The sequence below is a fragment of the Roseovarius bejariae genome, assembly GCF_009669325.1.
Classification (GTDB): Bacteria; Pseudomonadota; Alphaproteobacteria; order Rhodobacterales; family Rhodobacteraceae; genus Roseovarius; species Roseovarius bejariae.
This window is the reverse complement of the sequence record NZ_SZWE01000002.1, coordinates 80587-106464: the sequence shown is the minus strand read 5'-3', so window position 1 is coordinate 106464 and position 25878 is coordinate 80587. Positions and strand designations below refer to the sequence as shown.

Below are 25878 nucleotides of genomic sequence, written 5' to 3'. Positions count from 1 at the left end.
ATGACAATCTGCACCCGGGCCGCTGAAACGGCCCGGGCACTCTCGTGGATCAGGTGTCCTTTCCCTTTGCCAACGTGATGCGCAAGGCATCCCAAAGGGAGGGTAACAAAACCAGCGATACAGGGACCGCCGTCACCACGATGAAGCTTTGCAATTTGCCCACGCCGCCAGAGCCCGTGTAAATCAGGATCAGCGCCATGATACCCATCGCCACGCCCCAGAACAGGCGCACCGGCAGGGCGGGCTTGTCCTCGTTCGACATGGCCACCGAGATCACATAGGTCATCGAGTCGCCCGTGGTGGCCACGAAAACCGTGGTCAGGATCAGGAACAACACCGAAACCAGAAAGCCCATCGGCAAGGATTGGGTGATCGCCAGAAGGGCGGCGGGCAGGTTGAAGCCTTCGAAGGCGGTAGAGACCGAGCCGGGATTGGTCAGTTCCGCGCTGATGCCGGTGCCGCCAACAATCGTGAACCAGAAGGCGGTCACGATGGGCGCCACGATCGACAACATGATCACGATCGAACGGATCGACCGGCCCCGCGAAATCCGGGCGATGAACATCGCCATGAGCGGACCATAACCAAGGAACCAGCCCCAGAAGAACACGGTCCACCAGCCCAGCCAGCCGGGCTCACCGAAAACACCGGCGTCGCCACGGAACAGGGCCATGCCGAAGAAATCGGTGAAATAGGTCCCCATACCGCCGAAGAAGCCCTTGAAGATGAACCCCGTCGGGCCGGCAACCAGCATGAAAAGCAGCAGGACCGCGGCAAGGATCACGTTGAAGCGGCTCAGGATCTGGATACCTTTCGACAGGCCCGTCGCCGCCGAGAAGGTATAAAGCGCCACGAGCGCGAGAATGACGAAGGCTTGCGTGGTAAAGGTATCGGGAATGCCGAAAAGATCGTTCAGGCCATAGCTGACTTGCAGGCCCAGAAACCCGATGGGGCCGACGGTCCCCGCCACCACGGCAATGATGCAGGACGCATCGGCAATCAGGCCAATCGGGCCCTTGATCGCCTTGTCCCCGAACACCGGGTAAAGCAGGGTACGCGGCGACAGCGGCAGGCCCTTTTCATAGTGGTAATGCATCAGCATCACGGTGGTCAGCGCACCAAGGATGGCCCAGGCCAGAAAACCCCAGTGCATGAAGCTTTGCGCCAGCGCCGAGTTTACCGCGTCCGCCGTGCCGCTTTCGGCCCCGAAATAGGGCGGCGAGGACAGGAAATGCGCCATCGGCTCACCCGCGGCCCAGAACACGCCGCCACCGGCCAGCAGGGTACACATGATCATCGCACCCCACTGGAACACCGGGAATTCCGGGGTCGCGAGGTTGCCCATGATCGCCTTGCCGCCGGGCAGGAAGATCAGAACGATACCGATCAGGAACGTCGCCAGAAGCAGGATTTGCCAGTAAAGGCCAAAATACTTGGCCGAGAAGGCAAAGCTGGCATCGACCATGCCCGACAGCAGGTCGAGATCATAAAGCGCCACCAGACAGAAGGCGGCGATAAAGCCGCCGGTGATGGCAAACAGCGGCTTGTTGATGTGGTGCAAATCACTTTTGGAATTGCCCACATCGGTTTGGGTTGTGTCGGACATTCTTTCCTCCCTGCGAATATCCCCAAAAGGGCCCATCGGCCCTCAGGTATCCGGCGCCTCATGTGCCGGGGTGAAGTTTTCGTCGAAAAAGCGGTGCCAGTTGTCGCCCATCAGGCCGGCGACCTCTGCGTCGGAAAAGCCCACGCCATGCAGGCCCTCCTCGATATTGCCGAAATCGCGGTTGTCGCGGAACCAGTCGGGCATCGGCGGAAAGCCGGGATTGGACGCCGAGCCTTCGCCATAGTCGATCTCTTTCGACCAGCGGCCAACGCGCATCCATTCCACCACGCTGTCGGGTTGATCCTGACACAGGTCCGATCCGATGCCGAAATGTTCGGTGCCAAAGCGTTCAGCGGCCTGCGCCACCATCTCGCAGAAGGATTGCACGGTGCAATCGCCCTTGCCCTTGAGGTGATGCGGGTAAAGCGAAAAGCCCATCATGCCGCCGTTCTCCACCACCGCGCGCACCACGTCGTCGCGCTTGTTACGCAGGGCGGGTTGCCATGCGTGCAGGTTCGCGTGCGTGATGGCGATGGGCCTCTCGGATATATCTGCGGCCTCGATGGTGGAACGGTCCGCCGAATGGCTCATGTCCACGACCAACCCGACCCGGTTCATTTCCTTGATGACCTGCTTGCCCATGCGGGTGATGCCGGGGTCCTCGGCCTCATAGCACCCGGTCGCCAGAAGCGACTGATTGTTATAGCTCAGCTGCATGAACCGCGCGCCCAGCTTGTGGAGCACTTCGACAAGGCCGATGTCATCTTCGATGGGCGACGGGTTCTGGAAACCAAAGAAAATCGCCGTGCGGCCGGTTTCACGGGCTTTTGCAACATCACCGGCCCATTCCCCGTGAAAGATCAGGTCAGGGTATTGTTCGAACCAGCGGTTCCATTTCTCGATATTGAGAACGGTTTCGCGGAAATTCTCATGATAGGCGATGGTCACATGTACCGCATCGACGCCGCCGTCGCGCATCTGGCGGAAGACCTTTTCGGACCAGTTGGCATATTGCAGACAGTCGATGCGATAGGTCATGTGGATTACTCCGGCTGGCCAGCGGCGATATAGGCTGTCTTGACGGTGGTATAGAATTCCGCCGCCGCTTTGCCCTGTTCGCGCGGACCGTAGGAACTGTCGCCGCGGCCCCCGAAGGGCACGTGGTAATCGGTCCCGGCTGTGGGCAGGTTGACGGTAACCACCCCGGTTTTGGCATTCCGGCGGAAGTGTGTCGCGCGGGCAAGGTTTTGCGTCACGATCCCCGAGGTCAGGCCGAAGTTGGTGTCGTTGACCGTGGCCAGCGCCTCGTCATAGCTGCCGACCTTGATCACGGCGGCCAGCGGCGCGAACATTTCCTCGCGGTTGATGCGCATCTGGTTGGTGGTGTTCAGGAACACGCCCGGCGACATGTAATAGCCCTCGTGCTCCATGTTCAGGCGGGCGCCGCCACAGGCCAGTTCCGCGCCTTCGGATTTCCCCAGCTCGACATACTCAAGGTTCTCCTTGAGCTGTTGTTCGCTGACCACCGGGCCGATTTGCGTGCCATCGGCCAAGGCATGGCCAACCTTCATGGCCTGCGCCCCCGCGACCAGCTTCTCGACAAAGGCGTCGTGAACGGCCTCATGCACGATCAAGCGCGAGGAGGCCGTGCATTTTTGCCCCGTGCCGCCAAAAGCCCCGCCAAGCGCGAGGGTGACCGCCAGATCGAGATCGGCGTCGTCCATCACGGCCAGCGCATTTTTAGAACCCATTTCCATTTGAACCTTGGTGAGGTTCTGAATGGCAGCCCCGGCAATCCCCTTGCCCACCGGCACCGACCCGGTAAAGGAAATGGCATTGACCTTGGGGCTTTCCACAAGGCGCTGCCCCACGTCGCGGCCCGCCCCCATCACCAGTTGGAACAGGCCCTTGGGGATGTCCTGACGCGCGATGATTTCGGTCAGGGCCACCGCCGAGGCGGGCGTGGCATTGGCCGGTTTCCAGATGACCGCGTTGCCATAGCAAAGCGCGGGGGCGATTTTCCAGCTTGCCGTGGCAGTGGGGAAGTTCCACGGGCTGATCACCGCCACGGTCCCCACGGCCTCGCGGCGCACGTCGACCTCGATGTTGGGACGTACGCTATCGGCGTTTTCGCCCAGTTGCCGCAGGCATTCCGCGGCGTAGTAGGTAAAGAACTGACCCGCGCGATAGACCTCGCCCTTGCCCTCGGCAAAGGGCTTGCCCTCTTCCCGGCTCAGAAGCGTGCCCAGTTCTTCGGCCCGCGCCATCAACTCGTTGCCGATGTTCATCAGCACCGCCTGCTTGCGCTCCATGCCATAGGCCTCCCATTCGGCCTGCGCCGCCTTGGCGGCATCAAGCGCGATCTCAAGCTGATCCGGGGTGGCCTGTGCGAACATACCGACCAGATCGGACAGATCGGACGGGTTGCGGTTTTCAATTTCGCCCGCGCCGGTCAGCCATTCGCCGGCAATCAGGTTTTTTTGGATATCAAGCATGGAAGTTTCGCCTCGCACAGAAGTCAGTTTCCCCCTGTATGGACTTTTTACCTCATTTCACTCAAACTCAAATTTCTGAATCCTATTTCAATAAATATGAAACGGTATACCCATGGCCCTGAAAATCGAAATGCTCCGAGGCTTTGCGACCGTCGCACGCAGCGGCAATCTGAGCGACGCAGCCAGCGCTTTGGGGCGCACCCCCTCGGCCGTTTCGATGATGCTCAAACAACTGGAAAACCACCTTGGCGAGCCATTGTTCGAAACCGACCGCAAGAACAAACTGACCGCATTAGGAGAGTTCACCCTCGAACAGGCCGAACGCGAGTTGGAGCAATTCGACAACACCGTGAGAGCCATTGAAGGCTTCGCCCGCGCCAGCCACGGCCATGTCCGCGTCGCCGCCGTGCCTTCCGTTGCAGGTTCGATCATACCACAGGTTTTTTCTCGCCATATCAATGCGTTCAATGCCGTGGACATCGAACTTCGCGACATGGACTCCAGTTCAATCTTGCATGAATTATCACGCAATCGCGTGGACATCGGCATCGCCACCCTGGGCGAAAACGACCTTGGCCTTCACAGTCGGCTTCTCATGTCGGACAGGTTCGGCGTGATCTGCACATCGGATCACCCGCTCGCCCGCTGTACCGAACCGGTGAATTGGGAGATGCTGGAAAACGAGCGGCTGATCGCCAACAGCCTGTCGGCCGGGATCAACGCCGAGCCCTCACGCGCGCTGCACGGAAAGGCCCTGCTCACGGCGCAAAACCTGACCTCGATCATGGCAATGGTCCGAACCGGCATCGGCATCACCATCCTGCCGGAAATGGCGGTTCGGGCCTTACAGTCCAATGACCTGACGTTCCGCCCCCTCACCGACCCGACCGCCAAGCGGCAAATCCACCTTCTGCGAAAGGCGGATGTCACCCTGTCCCCCGCTGCGCAACTTCTGGAAGGCTATATAATCAACTGCGCCCAGGACCTGATGCAGCCGGGCAATGACGCGCAAAACCTCCGGTGACACGGGCAAGCGCCACGTCCTCCCGCGGGGCATGACGGAACAAACTTCGAATGCCCCCATGACGGCAAGGCTTTAAAACGCTAGCATGATCGCAATCAAAGGCGGCGGGGTATCGGGTTGCGGACGCGCGCAACGATCCGACCTGCCCATACGGAGACACACGACACACCCTTTTTGTATCAAGCAAGGACATATCCCATGCGCAAAGCCTTTCAGATACTTCTGACCTCGTTCAGCGCCGCCGTCACCGCAGCGCCCGCTCTGGCGGCTGATGATGTCATGGTGGTTTTCGATGGCTCCAATTCGATGTGGGGCCAGATTGACGGGACCGCGAAAATCGAAATCGCGCGCGACGTGATCGGCAACCTCACCGCCGAGCTGGAGCCGACGGCGAACGTCGGGCTGATGGCCTATGGCCACCGCCGCCGCGGCGATTGCAGCGACATCGAAGTGGTCTTGCCCCCTGCCCCACTGGACCGTTCCACATTTCTGGATGAGATCGCCAAGATCACACCCACGGGCAAAACCCCACTCACCGACGCGGTCGCACAAGCCGCCGAAACGCTGTCATTCCGCGACCGCCCGGCCACCGTGGTCCTGATTTCCGACGGTGTCGAAAGCTGTCAGCGCGACCCCTGCGCACTGGCCGGCGATCTCGAACGGCGCGGCGTGGATTTCACCGCCCATGTCGTGGGCTTCGGCCTTGGCGCGAATGAAGACACGCGCTCGCTGGCCTGCATCGCGGATCAGACCGGCGGCCAATACATCGCCGCTGCCGATGCCGCCGAACTGGGCGCGGCCCTGAGCACGGTCGGCGCCGCCGTGGCCCAAAGCGCCCCCGCACCTGAGCCTGAGCCCGAACCTGAACCGCAATTCACCCTGACCGCCCCCGAAAGCGTAACCCAAGGGGCCGCCTTCGAGTTTTCTTGGAATCCGGCAGGCGACAACCCGCGCGATTACGTGACCATCGTGCCGATGGGTGCCGAGGATGGCACCTATGAAAGCTATATCCGGGTTCAGGACGACACCGCAGGCAGCCTCGTGGCCCCCGCCGAAACCGGCCTCTATGACCTGCGCTACATGCTGAAAGACACCGGCACCACCGCAGGCAGCACTCCGGTCGAGGTGGTTCCCGCCGAGGTCACCGTCAGCGGCCCCGAAACCGCGGTGACCGGCGCCAGCTTCGATGTCACATGGACCGGCGCGGTCCACCCCCGCGACTACGTCACCATCGTCCCCATGGGCACCGAGGACGGCAAATACGCAAGCTACTTCCGCGTCGGGGATCACCAGAAAGACAGCCTCGTCGCCCCCGCCGAACCGGGCCTTTACGAGCTGCGCTACATGCTCAAGGAAGGCGCCAAGGTCATGGCCCGCGCGCCCATCGAGGTGACCGAACCCGAGGTCACCGTCAGCGGCCCGGAAACCGCGATGACCGGCGCCAGCTTCGATGTCACATGGACCGGCGCGGTCCACCCCCGCGACTACGTCACCATCGTCCCCATGGGCACCGAGGACGGCCAATACGCAAGCTATTTCCGCGTCGGCGATCACCAGAAAGACAGCCTCGTCGCCCCCGCCGAACCGGGCCTTTACGAGCTGCGCTACATGCTCAAGGAAGGCGCCAAGGTCATGGCCCGCGCGCCCATCGAGGTCACCGAACCCGAGGTCACCGTCAGTGGCCCCGACCAAGTCCGCGCCGGGGATGAGGTCTTGGCCGAATGGACCGGCGCGGTCCATCCCCGCGACTACGTCACAATCGTCCCCATGGGCACCCCCGATCAGGACAGTGGCGACTACAAGCGCGTCGGCGACCACGCCAAGGCCAAGCTGACCGCCCCCGAGGCGACCGGCCTCTATGAACTGCGCTATGTCCTGAACGAAGGCAAACGCGTGATGGCACGGCACAGTCTCGAAGTACTGTCAAAGGATGCGCAGCTTTCCACCGGGGCTCAGTTGCAGGCCCCGGACAGCGCCACGGCCGGGGCCACGATCGAGGTTTCCTGGTCCGTGGACGGGGAAAGCGCCGATCAGCGCATCACCCTTGCAAAGGGCAACCAGCCGATCTTCACCTGGATCGTCGCGCACAAGATCGACGGCCCGCCACCGATCAGCCTGACCCTACCCGAAGAGCCCGGCCAGTACGAACTGCGCTTCCTCGACGTGGCCGGGCAAAAGGTGCTGAGCCGCGCGCCCATCGAGGTCAAATAGCAAGGGAAAGGACACCTCCCGCCGCGCCTTACGACGCGGCGGGGGTCGCCCGCGCGATTCTGCGGGCGATCCGTGGAATACAATTGAAGGAATTTTATTGATGAAACTAAAAGCTTTGGCACTTGCGCTTTCGATGTTCCCGTTGGCGGGCATGGCACAGGCGGAACTATACGAGGACATGCCACCGCTCTGTCTTGGCCACGTGGTTCCCGCGGACCTGACCGGGGATTACACCTTTTCGACCGGCTCGCTGGCCCTGCGCGTCAACGGGCAGCCCATGTCGCCGGACAAGGGCGGAGAGGTCCCGGCGGTTCTGACGACCAATGCGGATGCCCCGTCCGACCTGCTTCTTACAGGCCTGCCAGAGTTACCAGCGATCCACTTGACACAAACCATGGCGAACGACGGAAAGGATTGGGATCTGTCGCGCGCGCCAGACTTCGAATTGGCCAACCCCGAGTTGGAGCTTGTCCTGGCATGCGACCTTGAAGACCTGCCAGCACTCTCCGCGCAGTTCCGGACGCAATCGCAAGACGGCTATGACATCGACAACACGTTTCGTCTGGTGGTGCTGGAGGCTGGCTGGCTTATCGGGCTGTGGGAGTTCACCGCGATCGGCACGCCGTATCCGATCAGTGGTCTCCGCTCGATCGCCCTCGAACGGTAACCCCGTACAGGCCCCGACACCGGAAAATCAGCGGTTCACGCCGGGAATGGACGTGCGTTGTTCCAGAACATGCAAAAGCTGTGCAACGATGCCCGTCAACACGACATAGACAATGGCCACCAGAAGGAAGACCTCGAAGAAATGAAAGGTCTTGTAACCGATCTGCTCGGCCTTCGATGTCATTTCGCTGACCCCGATGGCATAGGCGATCGAGGTGTATTTCAACTCGAGGATCGCCTCGTTGGACCACTGTGGAATGACCCGGCGCAGGGCCTGTGGCAACAACACGTTGCGCAGCGCCTGAAGGCGGGTCATGCCGATGGCCCGGGCGGCGGCCATCTGCCCCTGCGGGATGGATCGCACCGCGCCGCGGAAATACTCGGCCTGATAGGCCGCCGAATTCAAGCCAATGGCAATCACGGCGGCTGTGAACGGGTTCAGAACGATACCGACCTCGGGCAGGCCGAGATAGATAAAGAACATCTGCACCAACATCGGCGTCCCGCGAAACACCTCGACATAGGTGGTCGCAAGGGCATATGTGATACGCCCCCCGTAAAGCCGCCCCGTTGCCAGCAACAGGCCAAGTGCCGCGCCGATGATGATCGCCAGCACCCACATGCCAAGCGTGATCGGCAGGGCCGACAGGATCGTCGGCAGGTGTTCGGCGGCAAAGGCGATGAATTCACTCACGATATCTGCCCCTCTTCCGCGATCATGTTCAGGAACTCGCGGGTGCGGTCCTGCCTTGGGGCGCCGATGATCTGCTCGGGCGCGCCTTCCTCGATCACATGGCCGCCCTCCATGAAAATAATGGCATCCGCAGCCCGGCGGGCGAACCCGATCTCGTGGCTGACAACCAACATCGTGATCCCGTCCGCCGCCAGTTTCTGCATGACCGTGACCACCTCACCCGTCAGTTCGGGATCAAGCGCCGAGGTCGGCTCGTCGAACAGGATGACCTCGGGTTTCATCGCAAGGGCGCGGGCAATCGACACGCGCTGCTGCTGTCCGCCCGACAGTTGCGCGGGATAGGACGCGGCATGGTTCTGCATGCCCACGCGTTGCAATTCCTGCATGGCCAACTCCCGCGCCTCGGCCCGTTTCATCCCCTTCAGGCGCATCGGCCCCATGGCAACGTTATCAAGCGCGCTGAGGTGCAGGAACAGGTTGAAATCCTGAAACACGAAGGCCACCTTCTGGCGCATCTCGTTGATATTGGCATCGCATATCAACTCACCATCCAGAAACACCTCGCCCGAGGTTGGCGGGCTCAGGCGGTTGATACAGCGCAGCAAGGTGGATTTCCCGGTGCCCGACGGCCCCATGATGACCTTGGTCTCGCCGCGCGCCAGTGTCAGGGAGACACCTTTCAGCACCTCGACCTCACCGTATTTCTTGTGAATGTTCTTAACGTCGAGCAGCATCAGTCACTCTCCCTCCGTTCGAGTCCGGGAATCTCCAGCGCCCTTTCGGCGCGGTACAGCACACGGTTGCCCAGCCAATTGACCACGAAATACATCAGCGCCACGACGGCAAAGACGATCAGGATATTGCCCTGCGTGCTGGAAATGATGTACCGCCCCTGCCGCGTCAGCTCGACCACACCGATCACATAGGCCAGCGACGTCGCCTTGAGTTCGCTGGAAAATTCATTCGACCACGGCCCCGGCATCTGCCGCAGGGCTTGTGGCAAGACCACGTAGCGCACCGCCTGCACACCCGACATGCCGATGGCGCGGGCGGCGGCGATCTGTCCCTTGGGCACCGCCTGTATGACCCCGCGGAAAATCTGCGACTGATAGGCGGTGGATCGTAACCCAAGTGCCAGAACAGCCGCCGGGAACGGCTCGATCGGGAACCAGTTCCCGACGCCATAAAAACACATCAGGATCAGCACAAGTTCGGGAATGCCACGAAACACCCGTTCGAAGGCCATGCCAAAGGCGCGCAGCGTCCAGTGCCCGTAAATCTCGGCCAGCGCCAGAAGCAGGCCAAAGACGAAGCCGATGGCCAACAGGCACACCAACAGTTGAATAGCGACCCACAGCCCATCCAGAAGATAGGGAATGTGATTGATGATGATTTCGACGATCATAGGCCCGACCCGCACCCGTGAAACAGCCGGGCCACGCCTTCACGCAGCCCGGCGAAAAAATCGCACGGTGGCGATTACTCGGAATAGCCCGGAATAGGCTCCTGATAGGAATCCACGTAATCCGGCATCGCCGTCGGGATCGCCCGGATCGAGGCCTGCGGCGAGTATTCGTGCACGATCTCTTCCCACTGACCGCTGGCATAGATGTTGAGGATCCCGCGATTCAGGCTGGCCAGCAACTCGTTGGGGTCGCCTTCCTGCACGGCCAGCGCCTGCGGCTGGTTCTGCTGAATGGTGCCGACGATGGTCACCGGACGACCGTTCGAGATGAATTCCTCGGCCGTGTCGGTCGAGGTGACCACGGCATCGGTGCGCCCGGCCAGCATATCCTCGATGGCAACGACATAATCCTCGTAGCCGCGCAGCGTCACGTCCACGCCCTCACGATTGACAAGGTTTTCCTCAAGCCACTGATATTGCGTGGCCCCGCCCTGCGCACCGATGGTCGCCCCACAGCACAGCACGTCGATCATGTTCTTGCCCGAGTCCGAGGCAACGAGAATCTCGTCGTCGTTTTCCCACCACGGGATCGAGAAATCCAGAACTTCGGCGCGCTCGGGGGTCACGTTCAGCCCGGTCACCAGAAGGTCGATCCGCCCCTGCGCCAGCGCAGGCACCAGCGAGGGCCACGGCATATCGCGAAATTCGACATCCAGTCCCTGATCTTCGGCAATCGCGCGCATCGCGTCGATGGCGATCCCCTTGAATTCGCCCTCTTCCACATAGGCCCAAGGCGGGAACGAGGCTTCGACCCCGGCGACATAGGCATCCTGGGCCTGCGCCATACTGGTCGAAACGAGGCCCGCCGTGACGGCGGCAATCAAGTAACGAGGCATCATGGTTTTTCTCCCTGTTAATTTTTGCTGAATAGGGCGAAACAACCATGCCCCCGCCGAGAGTTCAACCATTTGATCAAAAAATCTGAAAACGGCCTAGCCACCTCAAGAGGTGGCGGCCTCCACCTCGCGGTTGCTGGCCATCCAGTCGCGGGCGCCCTCAAGCACGGCATCATACACGGCACGGCCAGCGGCCTCGCCGATTTCGGTATGCAACCCGGCATAACGCTGCCCCCCACGCGGTGCCGCGACCGCCACGCAATCGGTGCCAGTGCCCGTGGCAATCCCGACAGGAAGCCGCAACCGCGCATCCATCACCGCCGCGGTCCGCGCCTGTACGACAATGCTCATGCTTTCCAGCAAGGCCGCCTCGGTCATCGGGGCATCCAGATGCAGCGCCACGTTGATCGTGCCCCAATCCTTGCCGGTCCGGTCAACCCTGTGGCCAATCCGCTCGGCGTTGGAAAACCCGACCGTTGCCACGGCATGAGCGGCAACATCCCCTGCCCGCACGCGACGTTCGGTGAAAAACCGGATGTCCCGCGAGGTCAGGAAGGTCACGGCATCGGTCGCCCCGCGCTCGTGCAACTCGGCGTTCAGCCAGCCGTCCACATCCAGATCGGCGGGCAGATCAGCGTTGCGCACCTCGCGCCACAGGATGCGCCGCGCCTCGACAAGCCCCGGACGGTTCACCGCCCAACTCAGCACCGGCATTTCCCGGCCCAGATCAAACGTAAGCCATGGCCGATCCAAGGCCACCGCGCTCATCGGATCACCTCCAGCGGTTGATATACCGGGCCCTTGTCGGTCTGCCCGAACCATGCGGAAATGCCGAAGACCCGCGCAAGGCGGTCAGGGGTCAGAACCTCCTCGGGCGGACCATCGGCGACAAGCCCGCCATCGCCCAGAAGCAACAGGCGCGAACAATGCCGCACCGCCAGCCCCAGATCATGCAACGACACAAGCGAGGATTTCCCCTGCGCTGCCAAGGCGGCAAAGGTCTCCATGGTCGCGATCTGATGCGCCGGGTCCAATCCGGCAATGGGTTCATCCGCCAACAAAAGCGGCGTGTCCTGCGCCAGGGCCCGCGCGATCAACACCCGGGCCTGCTCCCCCCCTGACAGGTAGGTGGCCGACCGTTGCCGCATCCCGGTCAACTCCATCTGCTCAAGGGCCGCATCCACTTTCGCATGGTCCTCTGCCTTGGCCTGTTGCAACGAGGACAGATAAGGCGTCCGGCCCAGCATCACCACGGTTTCCACGGTCACCGGCCATGCGATTTCGCGAGCCTGCGGCATCCATGCCGCCTGTTGCGCGCGCTCGCCCTCGGAACAGGCCGCCAGCGAGCTGTGCCCCTCGAAGGGCAAAAGCCCAAGCGCGGCCCGCATCAACGTGGTCTTGCCCGCCCCATTGGGGCCGATCAGGCCAACGAACTCACCCTCGCCGATGCTGAAGCTCACATCGCGGAATATATCCCGCCCCCGCAGGCGGACGGCAAAATCCGTCAGGTTCAAACGTGTCAAATCCGCTCCCTCCGCAGCTTCAGGATGAGATGCAGGAACAAGGGCGCCCCCACAAGCGCCGTCAGCACCCCCAGCTTCAGATCCCGCGTCGGCAAAACGACCCGCACGGCAATATCGGCGGCCAAGACCATCGCCGCCCCGCCAAGCGCCGAAGCCCACAGAAGCCGCGAGGGATGCGCCCCCACCAGCGGGCGCAGGATATGCGGCACCACGAGCCCGACGAAGCCGATGGCCCCCGCCACCGCCGTGCCCGCCCCCACGACACAGGCCGTGCCAAGGATCAGGTGCAACCGAAGGCGCTCAACCCGGATGCCCATGGCCTGTGCTGCATCCTCGCCCAGCGTCAGGGCATCCAGCCCCCGGCCCAGCCGCCCCAGCAGCACCCAGCCCACCATCATGAAGGGTAAGGCCAGCCAGACATGCTTCATCGACCGATCCGCCAGTGATCCCATCATCCAGAACACCACCTCGCTTGCCGCAAAGGGGTTGGGCGACAGGTTCAGCACCAGTGACGTCAGCGCCGCCGCGAGGGCGGAGACCGCAATCCCGGCAAGGATCAGGGTCAGCGAACTGCCCCGCGGACCGGCCAGCACCATGACAAGCAATACGGCAATCAACGCCCCGAGCAAGGCCGCAAGCGGCAAGCCCAGCGCGAAGGAGGCCGCAAGCCCCGTTTGCAAGGCAATCACCGCGCCCAAGGCCGCCGATCCCGACACGCCGATCAGCCCCGGCTCGGCCAGCGGGTTGCGCAGATAGCCCTGCATCGCCGCCCCCGACAGCCCCAGACTGGCCCCGATCATCACCGCCAGAACGGCCCGGGGCAGGCGTATTTCACGCATGACAAGCGCCAAGGGCCCATCGCCCCCGTGGACCAGCGCCGCCATGCTTTCGGCCACGCCAAGATTGGCCGGTCCTGTCAGCATCGACACCACGAACAACCCGCCGACGAGCAGGATCAAGGCCACGGCCAGACGGGTCATTGCGCGCCTCCCGTCAGCTTGTCACGCTCCGCTGCAAGCGCATCGATCGCGCGCAGGACATAGGGCGTGCCACAAACCCAATCCTGATCCGTCATCGCCGCCGTGCCCCGGCCCTCCCGCATGGCCCGCACGACCGGATGGTCCAGAATGGCCTCGGATCGCGAGGCCCCGGGATAGGATTCGGCGGTGATCACGATTTCGGGGTCGGTCACTGCCAAGACTTCCAGCGGCAGTTTCCGCCCGGCGGCGTATCCCGTTTCCTCCGCCGAATTGGCAAACCCCGCCGCCAGCAAAATCTGCCCGGCAAGCGTGCTGTCCCCCGAGGTATAGCCATTGGCATGGTAAAGGATCGCCCGCGGGCGCCGCTCTACCTCGGTGGTCAACCGCGCCAGCCGTGCATCGAAATCCCTGACCACCTGCCGCGCGGCCCCTTGCCGGTGCAGGACCTCCCCCATACGGGTGATCCGTGCCCTGACATCCTCCATGGTATTCGACGGCGCGAATTCCGCCACCGGGATGCTCAACCGACGCAGCATCTCGACCGTCGCACGCGGCGTAAAGGCACCGGCAAGCACAAGGTCGGGCTGCAACAGGTAAATCTCTTCGGCCAGCCCGTAGTTGATCACATAGCGATCCGCCTCTTGCGCCATGGCCGAAACGCGCCTGTCCTGCGCGATATGACTGACCGACAAAAGCTGCCCCTCTTCGGCCAGAAGCATCGCCAGTTGGTCGGTACACAGGTTGATCGAAACGACACGCCCGGGCGCGGCCTCCCCCGCGTTCACAGCCCCGCCGAAAAGCAGGGCCGCCACGAGATATGCGAACACCCGGCGCATGATTCAGACTACCACTCGGCGCTGAGTCCGACAAAGGCCTCGCGACCATTGCCGTAGTAGCCCCAAGCCTCCTGATAGGTCTCATCCGTCAGGTTCGTGATCCGAGCGTTCAGCACGACCCCATCCGAGATCATGTAATCGGCTGACAGGTCCACCGTGGTGAAGGATGGCAGTTCGGCCAAGGGCGCAGGGGTGGCAAAGCCGCTGCCAGCAAAGAACTGCTGCGCGACCGACCCCGAGACATGCCGCAGGCCAAGGCCCACGGTGCCACGGCCACCAAAGGCATCGGCAATGGCCGACAGCGTGACCTCGTGTTCAGGCCGCCCTTGCAGCCGCGCCCCCGTGGAGTCGCGCGCATCCAGATAAGTATACCCTCCGGTCAGCGACAGGCCCGCCACCGGCTCGATCGAGGCCTCGATCTCGATCCCGTCGATCTTGCTGGTTCCGGGCAGGTTCACGGATGTCATGCCACTTCCGGCAATCGTATCGGTGACCTCCGACCAAAAGGCCGTCACACTCAGCATCCCCATGCCACCAAGGCCCACATCCGCGCCCAACTCGATCGCCTGGCTTTCCTCGGGCTTCAGGTTGGGATTGCCCGAATAGCTGCCGGGAACGAAGCCATAAAGCTCGGTCATGGTCGGGTTGACGACAGCACTGCCAATCGCCCCGCGCAAGCGGACATCGGTTTCGGGCAGTTGATAGGACAGGGATGCATTCCACGTCGTCGCATCCTTGAAAACATCGTTGAAGTCATGACGCAGGCCAAGTTGCAGGTCAAACCCGCGGCCCAACGCGGCGCGATACTCCGTCGCCAGCGACTGGGTCTCGCGGGTGTAGCTTCCGCCGGGGTTGAAACTGGACGCATAGGTCAGTTCCTGCGCCTCGGCGACAAAGTTCAAACGGTGGTTCGTCGCCGCAAGCGACGCCCCGTCCAGCGCCAAACTACCAGTATACTGAAGGCTGACATCCGTTCCCTTGCTATTGAAATCCGCGAAATACAGGCTGTCGCGCGACACTTCCCTGACGTCCGACCCCGAAAGGCTGACCCGGTGCTTCACGCGTTCGTCCTCGTCGCCCACCTCGACCCAGAGCGACCCGAGGGTCACGTCGCGCTCACCATTCTGCGGGCTTTCCACCTGGTAAAACAGCGGCGAGGCAAGCGGCGGCGCGAAAAATGGCTTGGTGTCCTCGCTGTCGTAATCCTGCTGCTCGTTGCGAAAGGTAAAGCCCGCGGTCACGCCATCGGTCACCTCGTAGCGACCGGACAGGTCAATCGTCAGGCTTTCAAGGCCCTCGGTATCGCCCCCGTCATAGCGCGAGCCATCCTCGCCATCCGTCTTGTTGCGCGTAACGGCAAAGCTCAGATCGCCACGTTGCCCCTGCTGGCGGATGAAAAGGTTGGAATTCAGCGTCTTGTTCGACCCGACCTCGACACTCCCGCCATAAGACGTGCCGGGCGCGTCGGCCCGTTTCGTGGTGATCGAGATCACCCCGGTCATCGCGTTGCTGCCGTAAAGCGCCGATTGCGGGCCGCGCAAAACCTCGATCCGCTCGATGTTCTGAACGGCGATCCCCCGGAACGGCACCGTGCCACCATTCACGTTGGTCATATCGACACCATCCACCAGCAATACGAAGTGGTTGCTGTCCCCGCCCCGGATGCTTGCCGTGGTATAGGATGCGCCGGTCGAGGTGACCGAAACACCCGGAAGCTGCCGCAGGGCGTTCTGCACCGTCTTGATCCCGCGTGCCTCGATGTCCTCGGACGTCAGCACCGAGACCGACCGGCCATAGTTCTCAGATTCGATCGGGGTCAGCCCCCCCGATATGATGATCGACCCAAGGTCCATCACCTCCTCTGCCGAGGCCGCTTGAGTTAATATGACGGTCGATGCGCAAAGCCCCGCCACGATTGTACGTGTCATGTTCTGTCCCCTCCATCCCGCGCCGCAGCGCGAAAACCTTTTGATGTCTGAGGAGGTCACACCCTCCCGCAAACGGTGAAATTGCCACCACTACGGAAGGTCCGTTGCCCATGACGCGCCCCGCGTCCGGACAGGGTGATCACTTCGGTAGGTCTCCTGACTTGCGGGTCGAGGCTTGGCCGGGTCTTCCCACCATGCTGTCCGGCATGGCAGTGACATTGGTCCGGCTTCACTCACCGCCTACAGTTGCGGGGGCAGTCACGGAATTGGCGTTCAAAGATGACACCGCACCGTGTTCCCTATTATCCGAACGGCGTACCGCCCGGACCGAAGCGACTCGGCTCGTAGCGCAAGATGATGGTTCTGGAAAGGATGAATTGCGCTTACACCCAAGGCCCACCCAAGGCGGTGCCGATCAGCCACAAATCTCACGGAGGATACGGGCATAACCCGAGGCGCATCCAGACCTCGGGCTATCAGGAACAGAGGCCGGGGCCACTGCCCCGGCGCACGGTTTCAGAAGGCTTTCGTCAGTGAAACCTTGAAGGTCCGCCCGGGGGCCTTGCGGCTGGGCGATGACAGGTGGCTGACGTAATCCTCGTCCAACAGGTTCTCGATCCCGAAACGCACCTCGGTTTCCGTCAACCAGTCATGCTTGGGCCGCCACGTGGCGCGCAGGTTATGCACCGTGCTGTCGGGCAGGCCCGCGCCCAGCGCATCGCGCTTGTCCGTCGTGTGAACGACTTCCCAGCTCAGATCGAGATGATCGTTCCACTTCTTGCCAAGGGTCAACTGCACCCGGTCCGCCGGGCTGTTGCGCCATGTCGCCGAGGCCCCGGACGGGGCATATTCCGTCCCCTCGCCCAAGTGCCCGGCCAGATCGGCGTAAAACCCATTCGCCAAACCGTATGAGGCCTCAAGCTCGATCCCCTCGGATGTCACACCATCAAGATCGGTCCCTGTCGACCCGGCCACGGTATAGCTGGTAATGTCCCACAGCTTTGTCTGATACAGATTGCCACGCATCGTGAGGCTGTCACCCGGTGCGAATACACCCGTCCCGCTGTATTCCGCCCCGACTTCGAAGGTGTGCGATTTTTCGGTCATCGCCAAACGCCGCTGCGAGGTGCCCGAGGCCGAAAGATCGTCGATAAGCGGCAGGCCCTCGGTATAGGCCCCGCTGCCGAAGACCGACAGGCCATTGCCGAAATCATAGGCCACCGCCAGCCCCCCCATCAAAGCATCCGAGTCATAGCTGTCAGGCACCCCCGCCAATGGAACGGCACTTTCGATACGGGAATTTTCATAGCGCAGCGCGGGGGTCACGGTGAATTGCCCGATGGTCATTTCATCGACCATGAAGACCGCGAAACGCCGGTCGGTCCCGCCCGGCGCACTGGCGGCATTGAGCCGGTCCTTGCGAATACCCTCGACCCCGGCCAGCATGTCATGCGCAACGCGCCCGCTATCAAACAGCGCCCGGTTGGAAATGGTCAACTTGGTCGTTTCATACCGGTTGTCGGCACAGATCACGCCAAAAAACGGATCGGCGCAAAAGGCCGCAACGGACATCCCGCCCTGAAACGGCGAACTGCCGTCGATATAGTCGGTATCGATTTTCTGATCGGCATAAGACAGGTTGGCGCGCAGGTCGATCAGGTCATTCGCTGGGTTGAACCGATACTCAAGCGAGGTTTGCTTGGTATCGGTCAGGCGATCCACCCGGCCGAAATTCCCCGCTGTCGTCTGGAACTGGTCATAGGGCACGTCCTTGTCGTCGGCCTCGGTCTGCGAATGGCTGAATGTCAGCGAATAGGCATCGTCCTGTCCGAAGGTGAACTTTCCCTTGGCCAGGAAAGACGGGGTTTCAAACGAACTGTTTCCGATGGTCGTCCCGTCACCGGCTTTCAGATCCCCCTGTTCCCGCCAGCTGTAGTTGAGCAGGAACTCGGCCCCCTCCACCGGCATCCAGGCAAGGTTCGTGGAACTGACCCAGCCATCCCCGTTCGAACTATATTCGAACGTCTGCGATCCACCGAACCCCGGCACACCGCCGGTAAAATCGCTGGCATTCTTGGTCTCCAGCTTCACGACACCGCCGACAATCCCCGACCCATAGGCAAAACTGCCAATGGTGCCGCGGATCACTTCAACATTCTTGTAAAGCAGCGGATCGGTGAAAAGCTGCGTCCCGATACGATAGAGTTCCTCCGACCCGAGACTCGCCCCGTCGATCTGAATCGCGATCTTCTGATCCGAGCCATAGGTTGTATTCGCCCCGAAACCACGGATGTTGATCCCCGAGCCTTGCGGCGTCGTCCCATTGACCAGCGTCACACCGGGGACCGAATCGATCACCTGCGCCACCGTACTGGCTTGTCGGTCTTGGATTTCTTCTTCGCCGACCACGGTCCGCGGCAGGGCCGTGCCAAAGGTCAGGTCCCGCTTTCCGCCGGTCAAAACCAGCGTTCCAAGGAAACCCGGGTCGTCCTGCGCACTCACTGGCACGGCCAGTGACAGGCAGACAAGCGCGGTTGTTCCGCGCATCACAGAGGTAAGCATTTGCGCCATCCTTTTGTATGTTCAGGCCGTAGCTTGCAAAAGGCTGGCGCGGCAATTTCATGATTTGGCGATGAATCTTATCGCAACGGGTTGCAGCGTTAATCGTATCAGACTAAAACAGTCAAGTAATTTACGAAAGCCACGCACCGGATCGTTTCGGGCGCAGCCATCGGACCGCTTCAACCTCCGAGGATGCCCCATGACCGAGCGCCCAACGCCATCACCTGACACCATTCGCGCCTTCCTTGCCGAAACCCCCAAACTGCGCGCCCGTGACGCTGCCGGGAAGCTCGGCATTGCCGAGGCTCAACTCGTGGCCGCCCAGATCGGGCATGGGGCCACACGTATCGCCGCCCACCCCGACCGCATCATTCCCGCCGCCGAACAGCTGGGCGAGGTGATGGCCCTGACCCGCGTTGGCGATTGCGTACACGAGAAAACAGGCGAATACGGCAACTATCACCCCGGCCAACACGCCGCGATGACCCTGACGGAACAGATCGACCTGCGCATTTTCCCGTCGCACTGGGTCCATGCCTATGCCGTCGAAACCGAGTCCGAGCAGGGCCTGCGTCGCTCGCTGCAAATCTTCGATGCGGCGGGCGACGCGGTGCACAAGATTCACCTGCGAGAGGCCTCGCGACATGCGGCATGGGCACAGGTGGTCGCCGACCTGGCCGAGGCCGATCAATCCGAGGGTCAAACGGTCGAGCCGCGCAAACCCACCGAGGCCCCGAAATCGCGCCCCGACAAGGCGGATGCCCTGCGCGACGAGTGGACCAAGCTGACCGACACGCACCAGTTCCTGCGCCTGTGTTCCAAGCTCAGGATGAACCGCCTCGGCGCCTATCGGATCGCGGGGGAGCCATTCGTACGCCAGCTTGACCCGACTGCGGCGGATGCGATGCTCCATGCCGTGCGCGATGCCGGGATCGAGGTGATGATCTTCGTCGGCAATCGCGGCTGCATCCAGATCCACAACGGCCCCGTTCATACCCTGCGCCCGATGGGCCCCTGGCAGAACGTCATGGACCCGGGCTTCAACCTGCACCTGCGCCTCGATACCGTGGCCGAGGTCTGGGCCGTCGAAAAACCCACGCAACGCGGCCCGGCCATCTCGGTCGAAGCCTTCGACGCCGAGGGCGGGTTGATCTTCCAGACCTTTGGCCTTGGCAAGGAAGGCCGGGATTCGCGCCCCGCTTGGGGCAAGCTGGTTGCGGCGCTGCCCTCCCTCGCGGCGGTCCCCGCCTGAAACCACACCCTTGATCCCCCCTGCACCTGCCCCGGGCTGACCGTAGAGGCAAGGCGCGGACCGAAGGAGATTCAACCATGTTTGGGAAATTGAAAACCTGTGGTGGGCGTGGTGGCTTTGCCGCCATCTGGACCTCGATGATCGGGGCCTGCCTTGCCATCGCCGTCAGCGCCGAACAATCGGCACAGCCCGCCAACCCACATGCCGATGTGCTTTCCATCGGCGGTTCGGTCACCGAAATCGTCGCGACCCTTGGTCAGGGGCACCGCCTGAAAGCGCGGGATACGACCTCAAGCTATCCTCCCGAGGTGACCAACCTGCCGGACGTGGGCTACATGCGGGCCCTTTCGCCCGAGGGGGTGCTCTCGGTCGGCCCGTCCCTGATCCTGTCCGAAGAAGGCGCAGGCCCGCCCGAAGCACTCGACGTGATCCGAGCGGCGGATGTGGCGTTCGTCGAGGTGCCCAATGCCCTGACCACCAAAGGCATCCAGCGCAAGATCAGGATCATCGGCAAGGCGCTTGATGTGCCCACCCGCGCCAAGGCCCTCTCCGCCAGGGTCGGACGCGAGATGACCAAGGCCATTCAGGACAGCACCCGCCCCGAGGGTGACAAGAAACGCGTGCTTTTCATGCTGTCCACCCAAGGCGGCAAAATCAACGCCAGCGGCACCGGCACGGCGGCGGATGCGCTCATTCGCATGGCGGGCGGCGTCAACGCGATCACCGATTTCCCCGGCTACAAGCAGATCACCGACGAGGCCGTCGGCATGGCCGCGCCGGATGTGATCCTGATGATGGACCGGGGCGGCGACCATGGGATGGCCGATGACGAATTGTTCGACATGCCCGCGATCAAACTGACACCCGCCGCCCAGAACCGCGCGGTTCTGCGCATCGACGGGTTGCTGATGCTGGGCTTCGGCCCCCGCACAGCCAAGGCCGTGCGCGACCTGAACCACGCTCTTTACAACGAAGGGGCCTGAACCTTGTCCGCAATCACTGACATCGCCCCAGCGGCCACCGACAGGCTCAGCCGCGCGCGTGCCCTGCACTGGGCACTGGCCGCCGCACTGCTCCTGACCGCCGCGATCAGCCTGCAAGTCGGCGCGACCGGGGTCACCCTGTCGGCCATGCTGGGCAAACTGGCTCAGGGCGAGACCCTGACCCAGATGGAGCGCGTGGTGCTTTGGGACATCCGCCTGCCCCGTCTGGCCATGGGCCTGCTGGTGGGGGCCGCGCTGGCCGTTTCGGGGGCCGCGATGCAGGGGTTGTTTCGCAATCCGCTGGCCGATCCGGGAATCGTCGGCGTCGGCGCGGGGGCCGGCCTGGGCGCGATCCTCGCCATCGTGCTGGGCGCCCTGCTGCCCGCGTGGCTGATCGACCTGACCGGCAACCAACTGACGCCCGTCGCGGCCTTCCTCGGCGGTTGGGGGTCCACCCTCCTGCTCTATCGCGTTTCTACCCGCCACGGCCGGACCTCCGTCGCGACCATGCTGCTGGCCGGGATCGCGCTTGGCGCACTGGCAGGCGCGCTTTCGGGCATCCTTGTCTATATCGCCGACGACCGGCAGTTGCGCGACCTGACCTTCTGGGGGCTCGGGTCGCTGGCCGGGGCAAGCTGGGCCAAGGTCCTGGCGGCGGGGCCGATGATCCTGCTGGCCGTCATCACATCCCTGACGCTGGGCCGCGGCCTCAACGGGCTGGCCCTGGGCGAGGCGACGGCGGCCCATATCGGCATCGACGTGCAGCGCATGAAATCCATCGCCATTCTGGCCGTCGCCGCCGCCACCGGCGCGGCTGTCGCGGTTTCGGGCGGGATCGGCTTCATCGGCATCGTGGTGCCGCACCTGCTGCGGCTGGCCTCCGGCCCGGATCACCGGCCCCTTATTCTCAATTCCGCCTTGCTGGGCGCGATCCTGCTGGTTCTTGCCGACGTGATCGCACGGGTCATCATCGCCCCCGCCGAATTGCCCATCGGCATCGTCACCGCCGTTCTGGGCGCGCCGGTCTTCCTGTGGATTCTGCTCAAACGCCGGGGGCTGGTCGAGCTATGACAGTCCGCGCCGATCACATCCATGTCGCCTATGGCCAACATCAGGCCCTGCGCAACGTCAGCCTGACCGCCACCCCCGGCGAGGTCACCGCCATCGTCGGCCCCAACGGCTCGGGTAAATCCACCCTTCTCGGTGCGATGACGGCCTCCCTGCCCTACAGGGGCCGCGTCGCCCTCAATGGCCGTGACATCGCGACGCTGAAGCCATGGGACCTCGCCGCACAACGCGCCGTCCTGCCACAGGCCTCGCGCCTCGCCTTTCCCTTCACGGTGCTCGAGGTCGTCCACATCGGCCTGCAAGCGGGCACCGCCGGGGACCGCCGCGAGGTGCCCATGCAGGCCCTCGCCCGTGTCGGCCTGGCCTCTTATGCCGGGCGCAACTTCCAGGACCTCTCGGGCGGCGAGGCACAGCGCGTCATGCTGGCCCGCGTTCTGGCGCAGGTCTGGCGCCCCGTCGAAGATGGGCAGCCACGCTGGCTCCTGCTGGATGAACCCGTGTCCAGCCTCGACATCGCCCATCAATTGCAGGTCATGCAGATCGCCCGCGATTTCGCGCAGGGCGGCGGCGGCGTCATCGCCGTGATGCACGATCTCAACCTGACCGCCCTCTACGCCGATCGCGTCGCGGTTCTGTCCGCCGGGCAATGCCTCGCCTTCGGTACCCCGCCCGAGGTCCTCACCGACGACACCCTGTCACGGGCCTACGGCTGCACCCTGCGGGTCTCCGCACCGCCGCCCGTGGGCATCCCCTTCATCCTGCCCCACGCGGCAACCGCCTGAACCGGAGAACACCATGCGCCTGACCGCCTTGCTGCTTTGCCTCGCCAGCCCCGCCCTTGCCGGGCCGCAGGCCGAGATCGTCATTCTGGGCGAGGTCCACGACAACGCCAATGCCCACCGTGGACAGGCCCGCGCCCTGCGCGACCTCGCCCCCACCGCCGTCGTCTTCGAAATGCTCACCGCCGAGGATGCACAACAGGCCACGGCCAACCCCGGCCTGCTCCCCACGATCTGGCAAGACAGTGACTGGCCCGACTACTCACTCTACAAGCCGATCTTCGACGCCCTCGGCACGGCAAGGATCATCGGCGCCGCCGCCCCGCGCGACACCATCCGCACAGCCTATACCGAAGGCCCCGCCGCCCTCTTTGGCGCGCAGGCCCCGCGCTATGGGCTGGACAAGGCCCTGCCCGAAGATCAACAAGCAACGCGCGAAAACCTCCAGTTCGACGCCCACTGCAAGGCCATGCCGCACGACATGATGGCCGGACTGGTCGCCGTGCAACGCTACCGCGATGCCGTCTTCGCCCGGGCTGCACTCAATGCACTGGACACCTACGGCCCGCCCGTCGCCGTCATCGCCGGTAACGGCCATGCCCGCACCGACTGGGGCATACCGGCCCTGATCGCACAGGCCGCCCCCGGGGTCACGACCCACTCCACAGGCTTTGTCGAGGCCGCCACCGACATGCCCTTCGACACCCTGCATATCGTGCCGCAAGCCAAGCGTGACGATCCCTGCGAAACCCTAGAAACCAACTAGCCTGCACCCATGGTGGATTATACTTGACTGTTTTAGTATGTTTTAAGTATCCAAGGGGCAGACCCCCAATTCAACAAACCGGAATCCACTCCGACACGCTCGTCCCAGCCACCGCACACGGCAGCCCGGATGTCATCAGAAAGGAGATCGACGTGACGACACCCGAGCCCACAAGCCATCCGCAAAAACAAACCACAACAACGACCACATGGCGCGAGTTCATGCAATCACAGATGGACCATGCCCAAACCGACGGCCTCATGCTGGAAACCCTGATCGACCGGCAACGCGGCTCCCCCCTTCCCGACGGAGCCGGGACATGAGCCTCATGCAAAAACTGACCCCGCCCCACACACGCGACAGCACCGACCAAACCGCGACGTATGACGCCCGCACACTGATCGGTGACGGCGTGAAGGCCGAAATCGTGCTCGACGGTCAAACCTACACCCTGCGCATCACCTGCGCGGGCAAGCTCATCCTGACCAAATGACCGGCCTCGCGGACCATACCGGCGCCGCCGTGGTCGGTCGGCTCACAGATCTGCCGCCGTGGGAGGCCGACCTGATCCTGTCGATGCGCCTTTGGATGCAAAGCCCCGAAGGTCAGGCCGAAGTCTGGAACGGCTTTGCGCGCTGCTTCGGTCCGGTCGAGGGACGCGCAGAGATGCAGCAGTTCGAATCCCTGTTGCGCAACCTGTGCCACAATGCCCGCCGTCCTCTCGTGCGCCATGCTCTCGGCTGTACCTGCATCGGCACCGACGAGGCCGTCTTGCGGATGCTCGTCCGCGAGGCCGCGCGCGGCGATCTGGCCGAGGCCACCATGATCGCCAGCCTTCTGGTTCCCGCCGGACAAGCCGAACAGGTCGCCCTCATATCCGCAAGGGTCGGTCGCGCGATGCAGCGAATGTCACGTCACATGCCACAGTCAACGCAACGCCCCGCCCATAGCGCAAACCGCCGCCTGCACTGACCCGGGCCACAACCGGCCCAAAACATAGTGATTTTATCAGGTATTGAAACGAAAGGTGCCCGATGATAAAGCCTTCACATCCGGCAGAGACACAGCGCCTTGCCAGTCGATCAACTGAACATCGGAGGCCGGGGCCATGACCATGTTCCCAAATCGCTTCGTCGCCGCCTGTCTGGGGGCCATCCTGCTCACCGGGCCGGCTATGGCAGAGACAGTGCAAGGCGCGCATGTGTCCATCGAACTCAATGCCCTGGACCCTGCCGATGGCGCTTGCCAAATCAGTTTCCTTGTTCAGAACGGCCACCCCTTCGACATCGAGCAAGCGGTTTACGAGGCCGTGCTGTTCGATACCGAGGGCCGGGTTGACCGCCTGACCCTCTTCGATTTCGGCACCCTGCCCGCCGCCCGGCCCCGCGTGCGGCAATTCGTGGTGCCCGGCCTCGCCTGTGCATCGCTGGGGCGGCTCTTGATCAACGGGGCCGAGACCTGCTCGGGCCCCGAGGTCACCGAGGCCGCCTGCACCAAGGATCTTGACCTGCAAAGCCGCACGGATGTGGAGATTATCGGATGATCTCGACACTCCAAAACGCACTTCTGCGCATCGTCGATCTTGGCGGCCCCGTGGTTCTGCTCCTCGGGGCGATCTCCGTTCTGGTCTTCGCGGTCGTGCTCTACAAGCTCTGGCAATTCAGCACTTCGGGCGTGGGCCGCCACAAGGCCCTGCAAGACGCAGTCGCCGCATGGGACAATGGCGACCACTGCGGCGCCCGCCGACACCTCGGGCAATCGCGCAGCTACCTGCGCCCGGTCATCACCATGGCGCTCGACGGACAAACCGATGCCGCGCGTCTGGATGCCGAGGCCGAAACCCGGTTCGCCAAGCTGGAAAGCGGGTTCCGCCTGCTGGATTCCGTGGCGCAACTGGCCCCGCTTCTGGGGTTGTTCGGCACCGTTCTGGGCATGATCTCGGCCTTCCAAGCCCTGCAAGAAGCCGGAACACAGGTTGATCCGTCGATCCTTGCCGGCGGCATCTGGGTGGCGCTGCTGACCACCGCCGTCGGGCTGGCCGTCGCCATGCCCACCGCCCTTGTCCTGAGCTGGTTCGAGGCCCGCATGGATGCCGACCGCGTCCTGGCGCAACGTGCACTGCGCACCATCCTTGCCCCCGATGGCAACAAGTCCGTACAGGCCGCTGAGACAGCCGCCCAATCGATCCATGCGTAGACTGCGCC

The 25878-nt window shown here is 63.1% G+C and carries 26 protein-coding genes and 1 riboswitch; of the genes, 13 read left to right on the top strand and 13 right to left on the bottom strand.

All coding sequences use genetic code 11. The features are described from left to right. Positions 1 to 49: 49 nt before the first annotated feature. The 3 genes from FDP25_RS14465 to FDP25_RS14455 are packed head-to-tail and all read right to left on the bottom strand — an operon-like array spanning position 50 to position 4101. Complete coding sequence (locus tag FDP25_RS14465; RefSeq protein ID WP_154153836.1) at positions 50 to 1606, bottom strand: BCCT family transporter; 1557 nt, start codon at positions 1604 to 1606, stop codon at positions 50 to 52. A 42-nt stretch (positions 1607 to 1648) separates the two neighbouring features. Then, positions 1649 to 2644: a membrane dipeptidase gene (locus FDP25_RS14460; protein ID WP_154153833.1), complete on the bottom strand. Its 996-nt coding sequence runs from the start codon at positions 2642 to 2644 to the stop codon at positions 1649 to 1651. 5 nt (positions 2645 to 2649) lie between these two features. Next, complete coding sequence (locus FDP25_RS14455; RefSeq protein ID WP_154153830.1) at positions 2650 to 4101, bottom strand: aldehyde dehydrogenase family protein; 1452 nt, start codon at positions 4099 to 4101, stop codon at positions 2650 to 2652. 112 nt (positions 4102 to 4213) lie between these two features. Between FDP25_RS14455 and FDP25_RS14450 the strand changes: the two genes are divergently transcribed. From FDP25_RS14450 to FDP25_RS14440, 3 genes are all read left to right on the top strand, one after another. After that, positions 4214 to 5125, top strand: a complete 912-nt coding sequence (locus FDP25_RS14450) for a LysR family transcriptional regulator (RefSeq protein ID WP_154153826.1) — start codon at positions 4214 to 4216, stop codon at positions 5123 to 5125. A gap of 198 nt (positions 5126 to 5323) precedes the next feature. Next, the gene (locus FDP25_RS14445; protein ID WP_154153823.1) at positions 5324 to 7336 is read left to right on the top strand and encodes a vWA domain-containing protein; all 2013 of its coding nucleotides are present in this window, start codon (positions 5324 to 5326) and stop codon (positions 7334 to 7336) included. Positions 7337 to 7436: 100 nt separating this feature from the next. Then, positions 7437 to 8003, top strand: coding sequence for a hypothetical protein (locus tag FDP25_RS14440; protein ID WP_154153820.1), 567 nt, complete (start codon positions 7437 to 7439; stop codon positions 8001 to 8003). Between the two features lie 27 nt (positions 8004 to 8030). Here FDP25_RS14440 and FDP25_RS14435 read toward each other — a convergent pair whose 3' ends face one another. The 10 genes from FDP25_RS14435 to FDP25_RS14390 all read right to left on the bottom strand — a co-directional run bounded on the left by FDP25_RS14435 (position 8031) and on the right by FDP25_RS14390 (position 18811). Then, on the bottom strand, positions 8031 to 8696 hold the full coding sequence (locus FDP25_RS14435) for an ABC transporter permease subunit (protein ID WP_218939986.1): 666 nt from the start codon (positions 8694 to 8696) through the stop codon (positions 8031 to 8033). Further along, a complete protein-coding gene (locus tag FDP25_RS14430; RefSeq protein WP_154153817.1) occupies positions 8693 to 9430 on the bottom strand; it encodes an amino acid ABC transporter ATP-binding protein in 738 nt (245 codons plus the stop codon). Before FDP25_RS14430 ends, FDP25_RS14435 begins: the two co-directional genes overlap by 4 nt. After that, the gene (locus FDP25_RS14425) at positions 9430 to 10101 is read right to left on the bottom strand and encodes an amino acid ABC transporter permease (RefSeq protein WP_154153814.1); all 672 of its coding nucleotides are present in this window, start codon (positions 10099 to 10101) and stop codon (positions 9430 to 9432) included. The genes FDP25_RS14430 and FDP25_RS14425 overlap by 1 nt, the downstream gene beginning before the upstream one ends. Positions 10102 to 10175: 74 nt before the next feature. Then, complete coding sequence (locus FDP25_RS14420; protein ID WP_172982821.1) at positions 10176 to 11000, bottom strand: ABC transporter substrate-binding protein; 825 nt, start codon at positions 10998 to 11000, stop codon at positions 10176 to 10178. A 102-nt stretch (positions 11001 to 11102) separates the two neighbouring features. Beyond that, the gene (locus FDP25_RS14415) at positions 11103 to 11765 is read right to left on the bottom strand and encodes an adenosylcobinamide amidohydrolase (RefSeq protein WP_154153809.1); all 663 of its coding nucleotides are present in this window, start codon (positions 11763 to 11765) and stop codon (positions 11103 to 11105) included. After that, positions 11762 to 12520, bottom strand: coding sequence for an ABC transporter ATP-binding protein (locus FDP25_RS14410; RefSeq protein ID WP_154153806.1), 759 nt, complete (start codon positions 12518 to 12520; stop codon positions 11762 to 11764). Before FDP25_RS14410 ends, FDP25_RS14415 begins: the two co-directional genes overlap by 4 nt. After that, complete coding sequence (locus FDP25_RS14405; RefSeq protein ID WP_154153803.1) at positions 12517 to 13500, bottom strand: FecCD family ABC transporter permease; 984 nt, start codon at positions 13498 to 13500, stop codon at positions 12517 to 12519. The genes FDP25_RS14410 and FDP25_RS14405 overlap by 4 nt, the downstream gene beginning before the upstream one ends. Beyond that, positions 13497 to 14336 (bottom strand): ABC transporter substrate-binding protein, encoded by an 840-nt coding sequence (locus FDP25_RS14400; RefSeq protein ID WP_154153801.1) that lies wholly within the window; start codon positions 14334 to 14336, stop codon positions 13497 to 13499. The genes FDP25_RS14405 and FDP25_RS14400 overlap by 4 nt, the downstream gene beginning before the upstream one ends. An 8-nt stretch (positions 14337 to 14344) precedes the next feature. Next, the gene (locus FDP25_RS14395) at positions 14345 to 16264 is read right to left on the bottom strand and encodes a TonB-dependent receptor plug domain-containing protein (RefSeq protein WP_154153798.1); all 1920 of its coding nucleotides are present in this window, start codon (positions 16262 to 16264) and stop codon (positions 14345 to 14347) included. A gap of 129 nt (positions 16265 to 16393) precedes the next feature. Then, a riboswitch (cobalamin riboswitch) is annotated at positions 16394 to 16611 on the bottom strand. 169 nt (positions 16612 to 16780) lie between these two features. Beyond that, positions 16781 to 18811: a TonB-dependent receptor domain-containing protein gene (locus tag FDP25_RS14390; protein WP_246175939.1), complete on the bottom strand. Its 2031-nt coding sequence runs from the start codon at positions 18809 to 18811 to the stop codon at positions 16781 to 16783. Between the two features lie 214 nt (positions 18812 to 19025). Here FDP25_RS14390 and FDP25_RS14385 point away from each other — a divergent pair, with 214 nt between their 5' ends. The 10 genes from FDP25_RS14385 to FDP25_RS14340 all read left to right on the top strand — a co-directional run bounded on the left by FDP25_RS14385 (position 19026) and on the right by FDP25_RS14340 (position 25870). Next, a complete protein-coding gene (locus FDP25_RS14385; protein ID WP_154153792.1) occupies positions 19026 to 20078 on the top strand; it encodes a hemin-degrading factor in 1053 nt (350 codons plus the stop codon). Between the two features lie 77 nt (positions 20079 to 20155). Next, on the top strand, positions 20156 to 21061 hold the full coding sequence (locus FDP25_RS14380) for a heme/hemin ABC transporter substrate-binding protein (RefSeq protein WP_246175938.1): 906 nt from the start codon (positions 20156 to 20158) through the stop codon (positions 21059 to 21061). A gap of 3 nt (positions 21062 to 21064) precedes the next feature. After that, positions 21065 to 22132: a FecCD family ABC transporter permease gene (locus FDP25_RS14375; RefSeq protein ID WP_154153789.1), complete on the top strand. Its 1068-nt coding sequence runs from the start codon at positions 21065 to 21067 to the stop codon at positions 22130 to 22132. Then, the gene (locus FDP25_RS14370) at positions 22129 to 22911 is read left to right on the top strand and encodes a heme ABC transporter ATP-binding protein (RefSeq protein ID WP_154153786.1); all 783 of its coding nucleotides are present in this window, start codon (positions 22129 to 22131) and stop codon (positions 22909 to 22911) included. The genes FDP25_RS14375 and FDP25_RS14370 overlap by 4 nt, the downstream gene beginning before the upstream one ends. A gap of 13 nt (positions 22912 to 22924) precedes the next feature. Beyond that, positions 22925 to 23674, top strand: coding sequence for a ChaN family lipoprotein (locus FDP25_RS14365; RefSeq protein ID WP_154153783.1), 750 nt, complete (start codon positions 22925 to 22927; stop codon positions 23672 to 23674). Between the two features lie 152 nt (positions 23675 to 23826). After that, the gene (locus tag FDP25_RS14360) at positions 23827 to 23997 is read left to right on the top strand and encodes a hypothetical protein (RefSeq protein WP_154153780.1); all 171 of its coding nucleotides are present in this window, start codon (positions 23827 to 23829) and stop codon (positions 23995 to 23997) included. Positions 23998 to 24002: 5 nt separating this feature from the next. Then, the gene (hemP, locus tag FDP25_RS14355; protein WP_425500531.1) at positions 24003 to 24167 is read left to right on the top strand and encodes a hemin uptake protein HemP; all 165 of its coding nucleotides are present in this window, start codon (positions 24003 to 24005) and stop codon (positions 24165 to 24167) included. Next, the gene (locus FDP25_RS14350; protein ID WP_154153774.1) at positions 24164 to 24646 is read left to right on the top strand and encodes a hypothetical protein; all 483 of its coding nucleotides are present in this window, start codon (positions 24164 to 24166) and stop codon (positions 24644 to 24646) included. The genes hemP and FDP25_RS14350 overlap by 4 nt, the downstream gene beginning before the upstream one ends. A gap of 136 nt (positions 24647 to 24782) precedes the next feature. Next, on the top strand, positions 24783 to 25217 hold the full coding sequence (locus tag FDP25_RS14345) for a hypothetical protein (RefSeq protein WP_154153771.1): 435 nt from the start codon (positions 24783 to 24785) through the stop codon (positions 25215 to 25217). Continuing rightward, positions 25214 to 25870, top strand: a complete 657-nt coding sequence (locus FDP25_RS14340; RefSeq protein ID WP_154153768.1) for a MotA/TolQ/ExbB proton channel family protein — start codon at positions 25214 to 25216, stop codon at positions 25868 to 25870. The genes FDP25_RS14345 and FDP25_RS14340 overlap by 4 nt, the downstream gene beginning before the upstream one ends. Positions 25871 to 25878: the final 8 nt, after the last annotated feature.

Excerpts from the sequence above, each read along its gene's own strand:
- FDP25_RS14465 (WP_154153836.1), bottom strand. The coding sequence starts at position 1,606 with ATGTCCGACACAACCCAAACCGATGTGGGCAATTCCAAAAGTGATTTG.
- FDP25_RS14460 (WP_154153833.1), bottom strand. The coding sequence starts at position 2,644 with ATGACCTATCGCATCGACTGTCTGCAATATGCCAACTGGTCCGAAAAG.
- FDP25_RS14455 (WP_154153830.1), bottom strand. The coding sequence starts at position 4,101 with ATGCTTGATATCCAAAAAAACCTGATTGCCGGCGAATGGCTGACCGGC.
- FDP25_RS14450 (WP_154153826.1), top strand. The coding sequence starts at position 4,214 with ATGGCCCTGAAAATCGAAATGCTCCGAGGCTTTGCGACCGTCGCACGC.
- FDP25_RS14445 (WP_154153823.1), top strand. The coding sequence starts at position 5,324 with ATGCGCAAAGCCTTTCAGATACTTCTGACCTCGTTCAGCGCCGCCGTC.
- FDP25_RS14440 (WP_154153820.1), top strand. The coding sequence starts at position 7,437 with ATGAAACTAAAAGCTTTGGCACTTGCGCTTTCGATGTTCCCGTTGGCG.
- FDP25_RS14430 (WP_154153817.1), bottom strand. The coding sequence starts at position 9,430 with ATGCTGCTCGACGTTAAGAACATTCACAAGAAATACGGTGAGGTCGAG.
- FDP25_RS14425 (WP_154153814.1), bottom strand. The coding sequence starts at position 10,101 with ATGATCGTCGAAATCATCATCAATCACATTCCCTATCTTCTGGATGGG.
- FDP25_RS14420 (WP_172982821.1), bottom strand. The coding sequence starts at position 11,000 with ATGATGCCTCGTTACTTGATTGCCGCCGTCACGGCGGGCCTCGTTTCG.
- FDP25_RS14415 (WP_154153809.1), bottom strand. The coding sequence starts at position 11,765 with ATGAGCGCGGTGGCCTTGGATCGGCCATGGCTTACGTTTGATCTGGGC.
- FDP25_RS14405 (WP_154153803.1), bottom strand. The coding sequence starts at position 13,500 with ATGACCCGTCTGGCCGTGGCCTTGATCCTGCTCGTCGGCGGGTTGTTC.
- FDP25_RS14400 (WP_154153801.1), bottom strand. The coding sequence starts at position 14,336 with ATGCGCCGGGTGTTCGCATATCTCGTGGCGGCCCTGCTTTTCGGCGGG.
- FDP25_RS14395 (WP_154153798.1), bottom strand. The coding sequence starts at position 16,264 with ATGACACGTACAATCGTGGCGGGGCTTTGCGCATCGACCGTCATATTA.
- FDP25_RS14390 (WP_246175939.1), bottom strand. The coding sequence starts at position 18,811 with ATGCGCGGAACAACCGCGCTTGTCTGCCTGTCACTGGCCGTGCCAGTG.
- FDP25_RS14385 (WP_154153792.1), top strand. The coding sequence starts at position 19,026 with ATGACCGAGCGCCCAACGCCATCACCTGACACCATTCGCGCCTTCCTT.
- FDP25_RS14380 (WP_246175938.1), top strand. The coding sequence starts at position 20,156 with ATGTTTGGGAAATTGAAAACCTGTGGTGGGCGTGGTGGCTTTGCCGCC.
- FDP25_RS14370 (WP_154153786.1), top strand. The coding sequence starts at position 22,129 with ATGACAGTCCGCGCCGATCACATCCATGTCGCCTATGGCCAACATCAG.
- FDP25_RS14365 (WP_154153783.1), top strand. The coding sequence starts at position 22,925 with ATGCGCCTGACCGCCTTGCTGCTTTGCCTCGCCAGCCCCGCCCTTGCC.
- hemP (WP_425500531.1), top strand. The coding sequence starts at position 24,003 with ATGCAAAAACTGACCCCGCCCCACACACGCGACAGCACCGACCAAACC.
- FDP25_RS14350 (WP_154153774.1), top strand. The coding sequence starts at position 24,164 with ATGACCGGCCTCGCGGACCATACCGGCGCCGCCGTGGTCGGTCGGCTC.
- FDP25_RS14345 (WP_154153771.1), top strand. The coding sequence starts at position 24,783 with ATGACCATGTTCCCAAATCGCTTCGTCGCCGCCTGTCTGGGGGCCATC.
- FDP25_RS14340 (WP_154153768.1), top strand. The coding sequence starts at position 25,214 with ATGATCTCGACACTCCAAAACGCACTTCTGCGCATCGTCGATCTTGGC.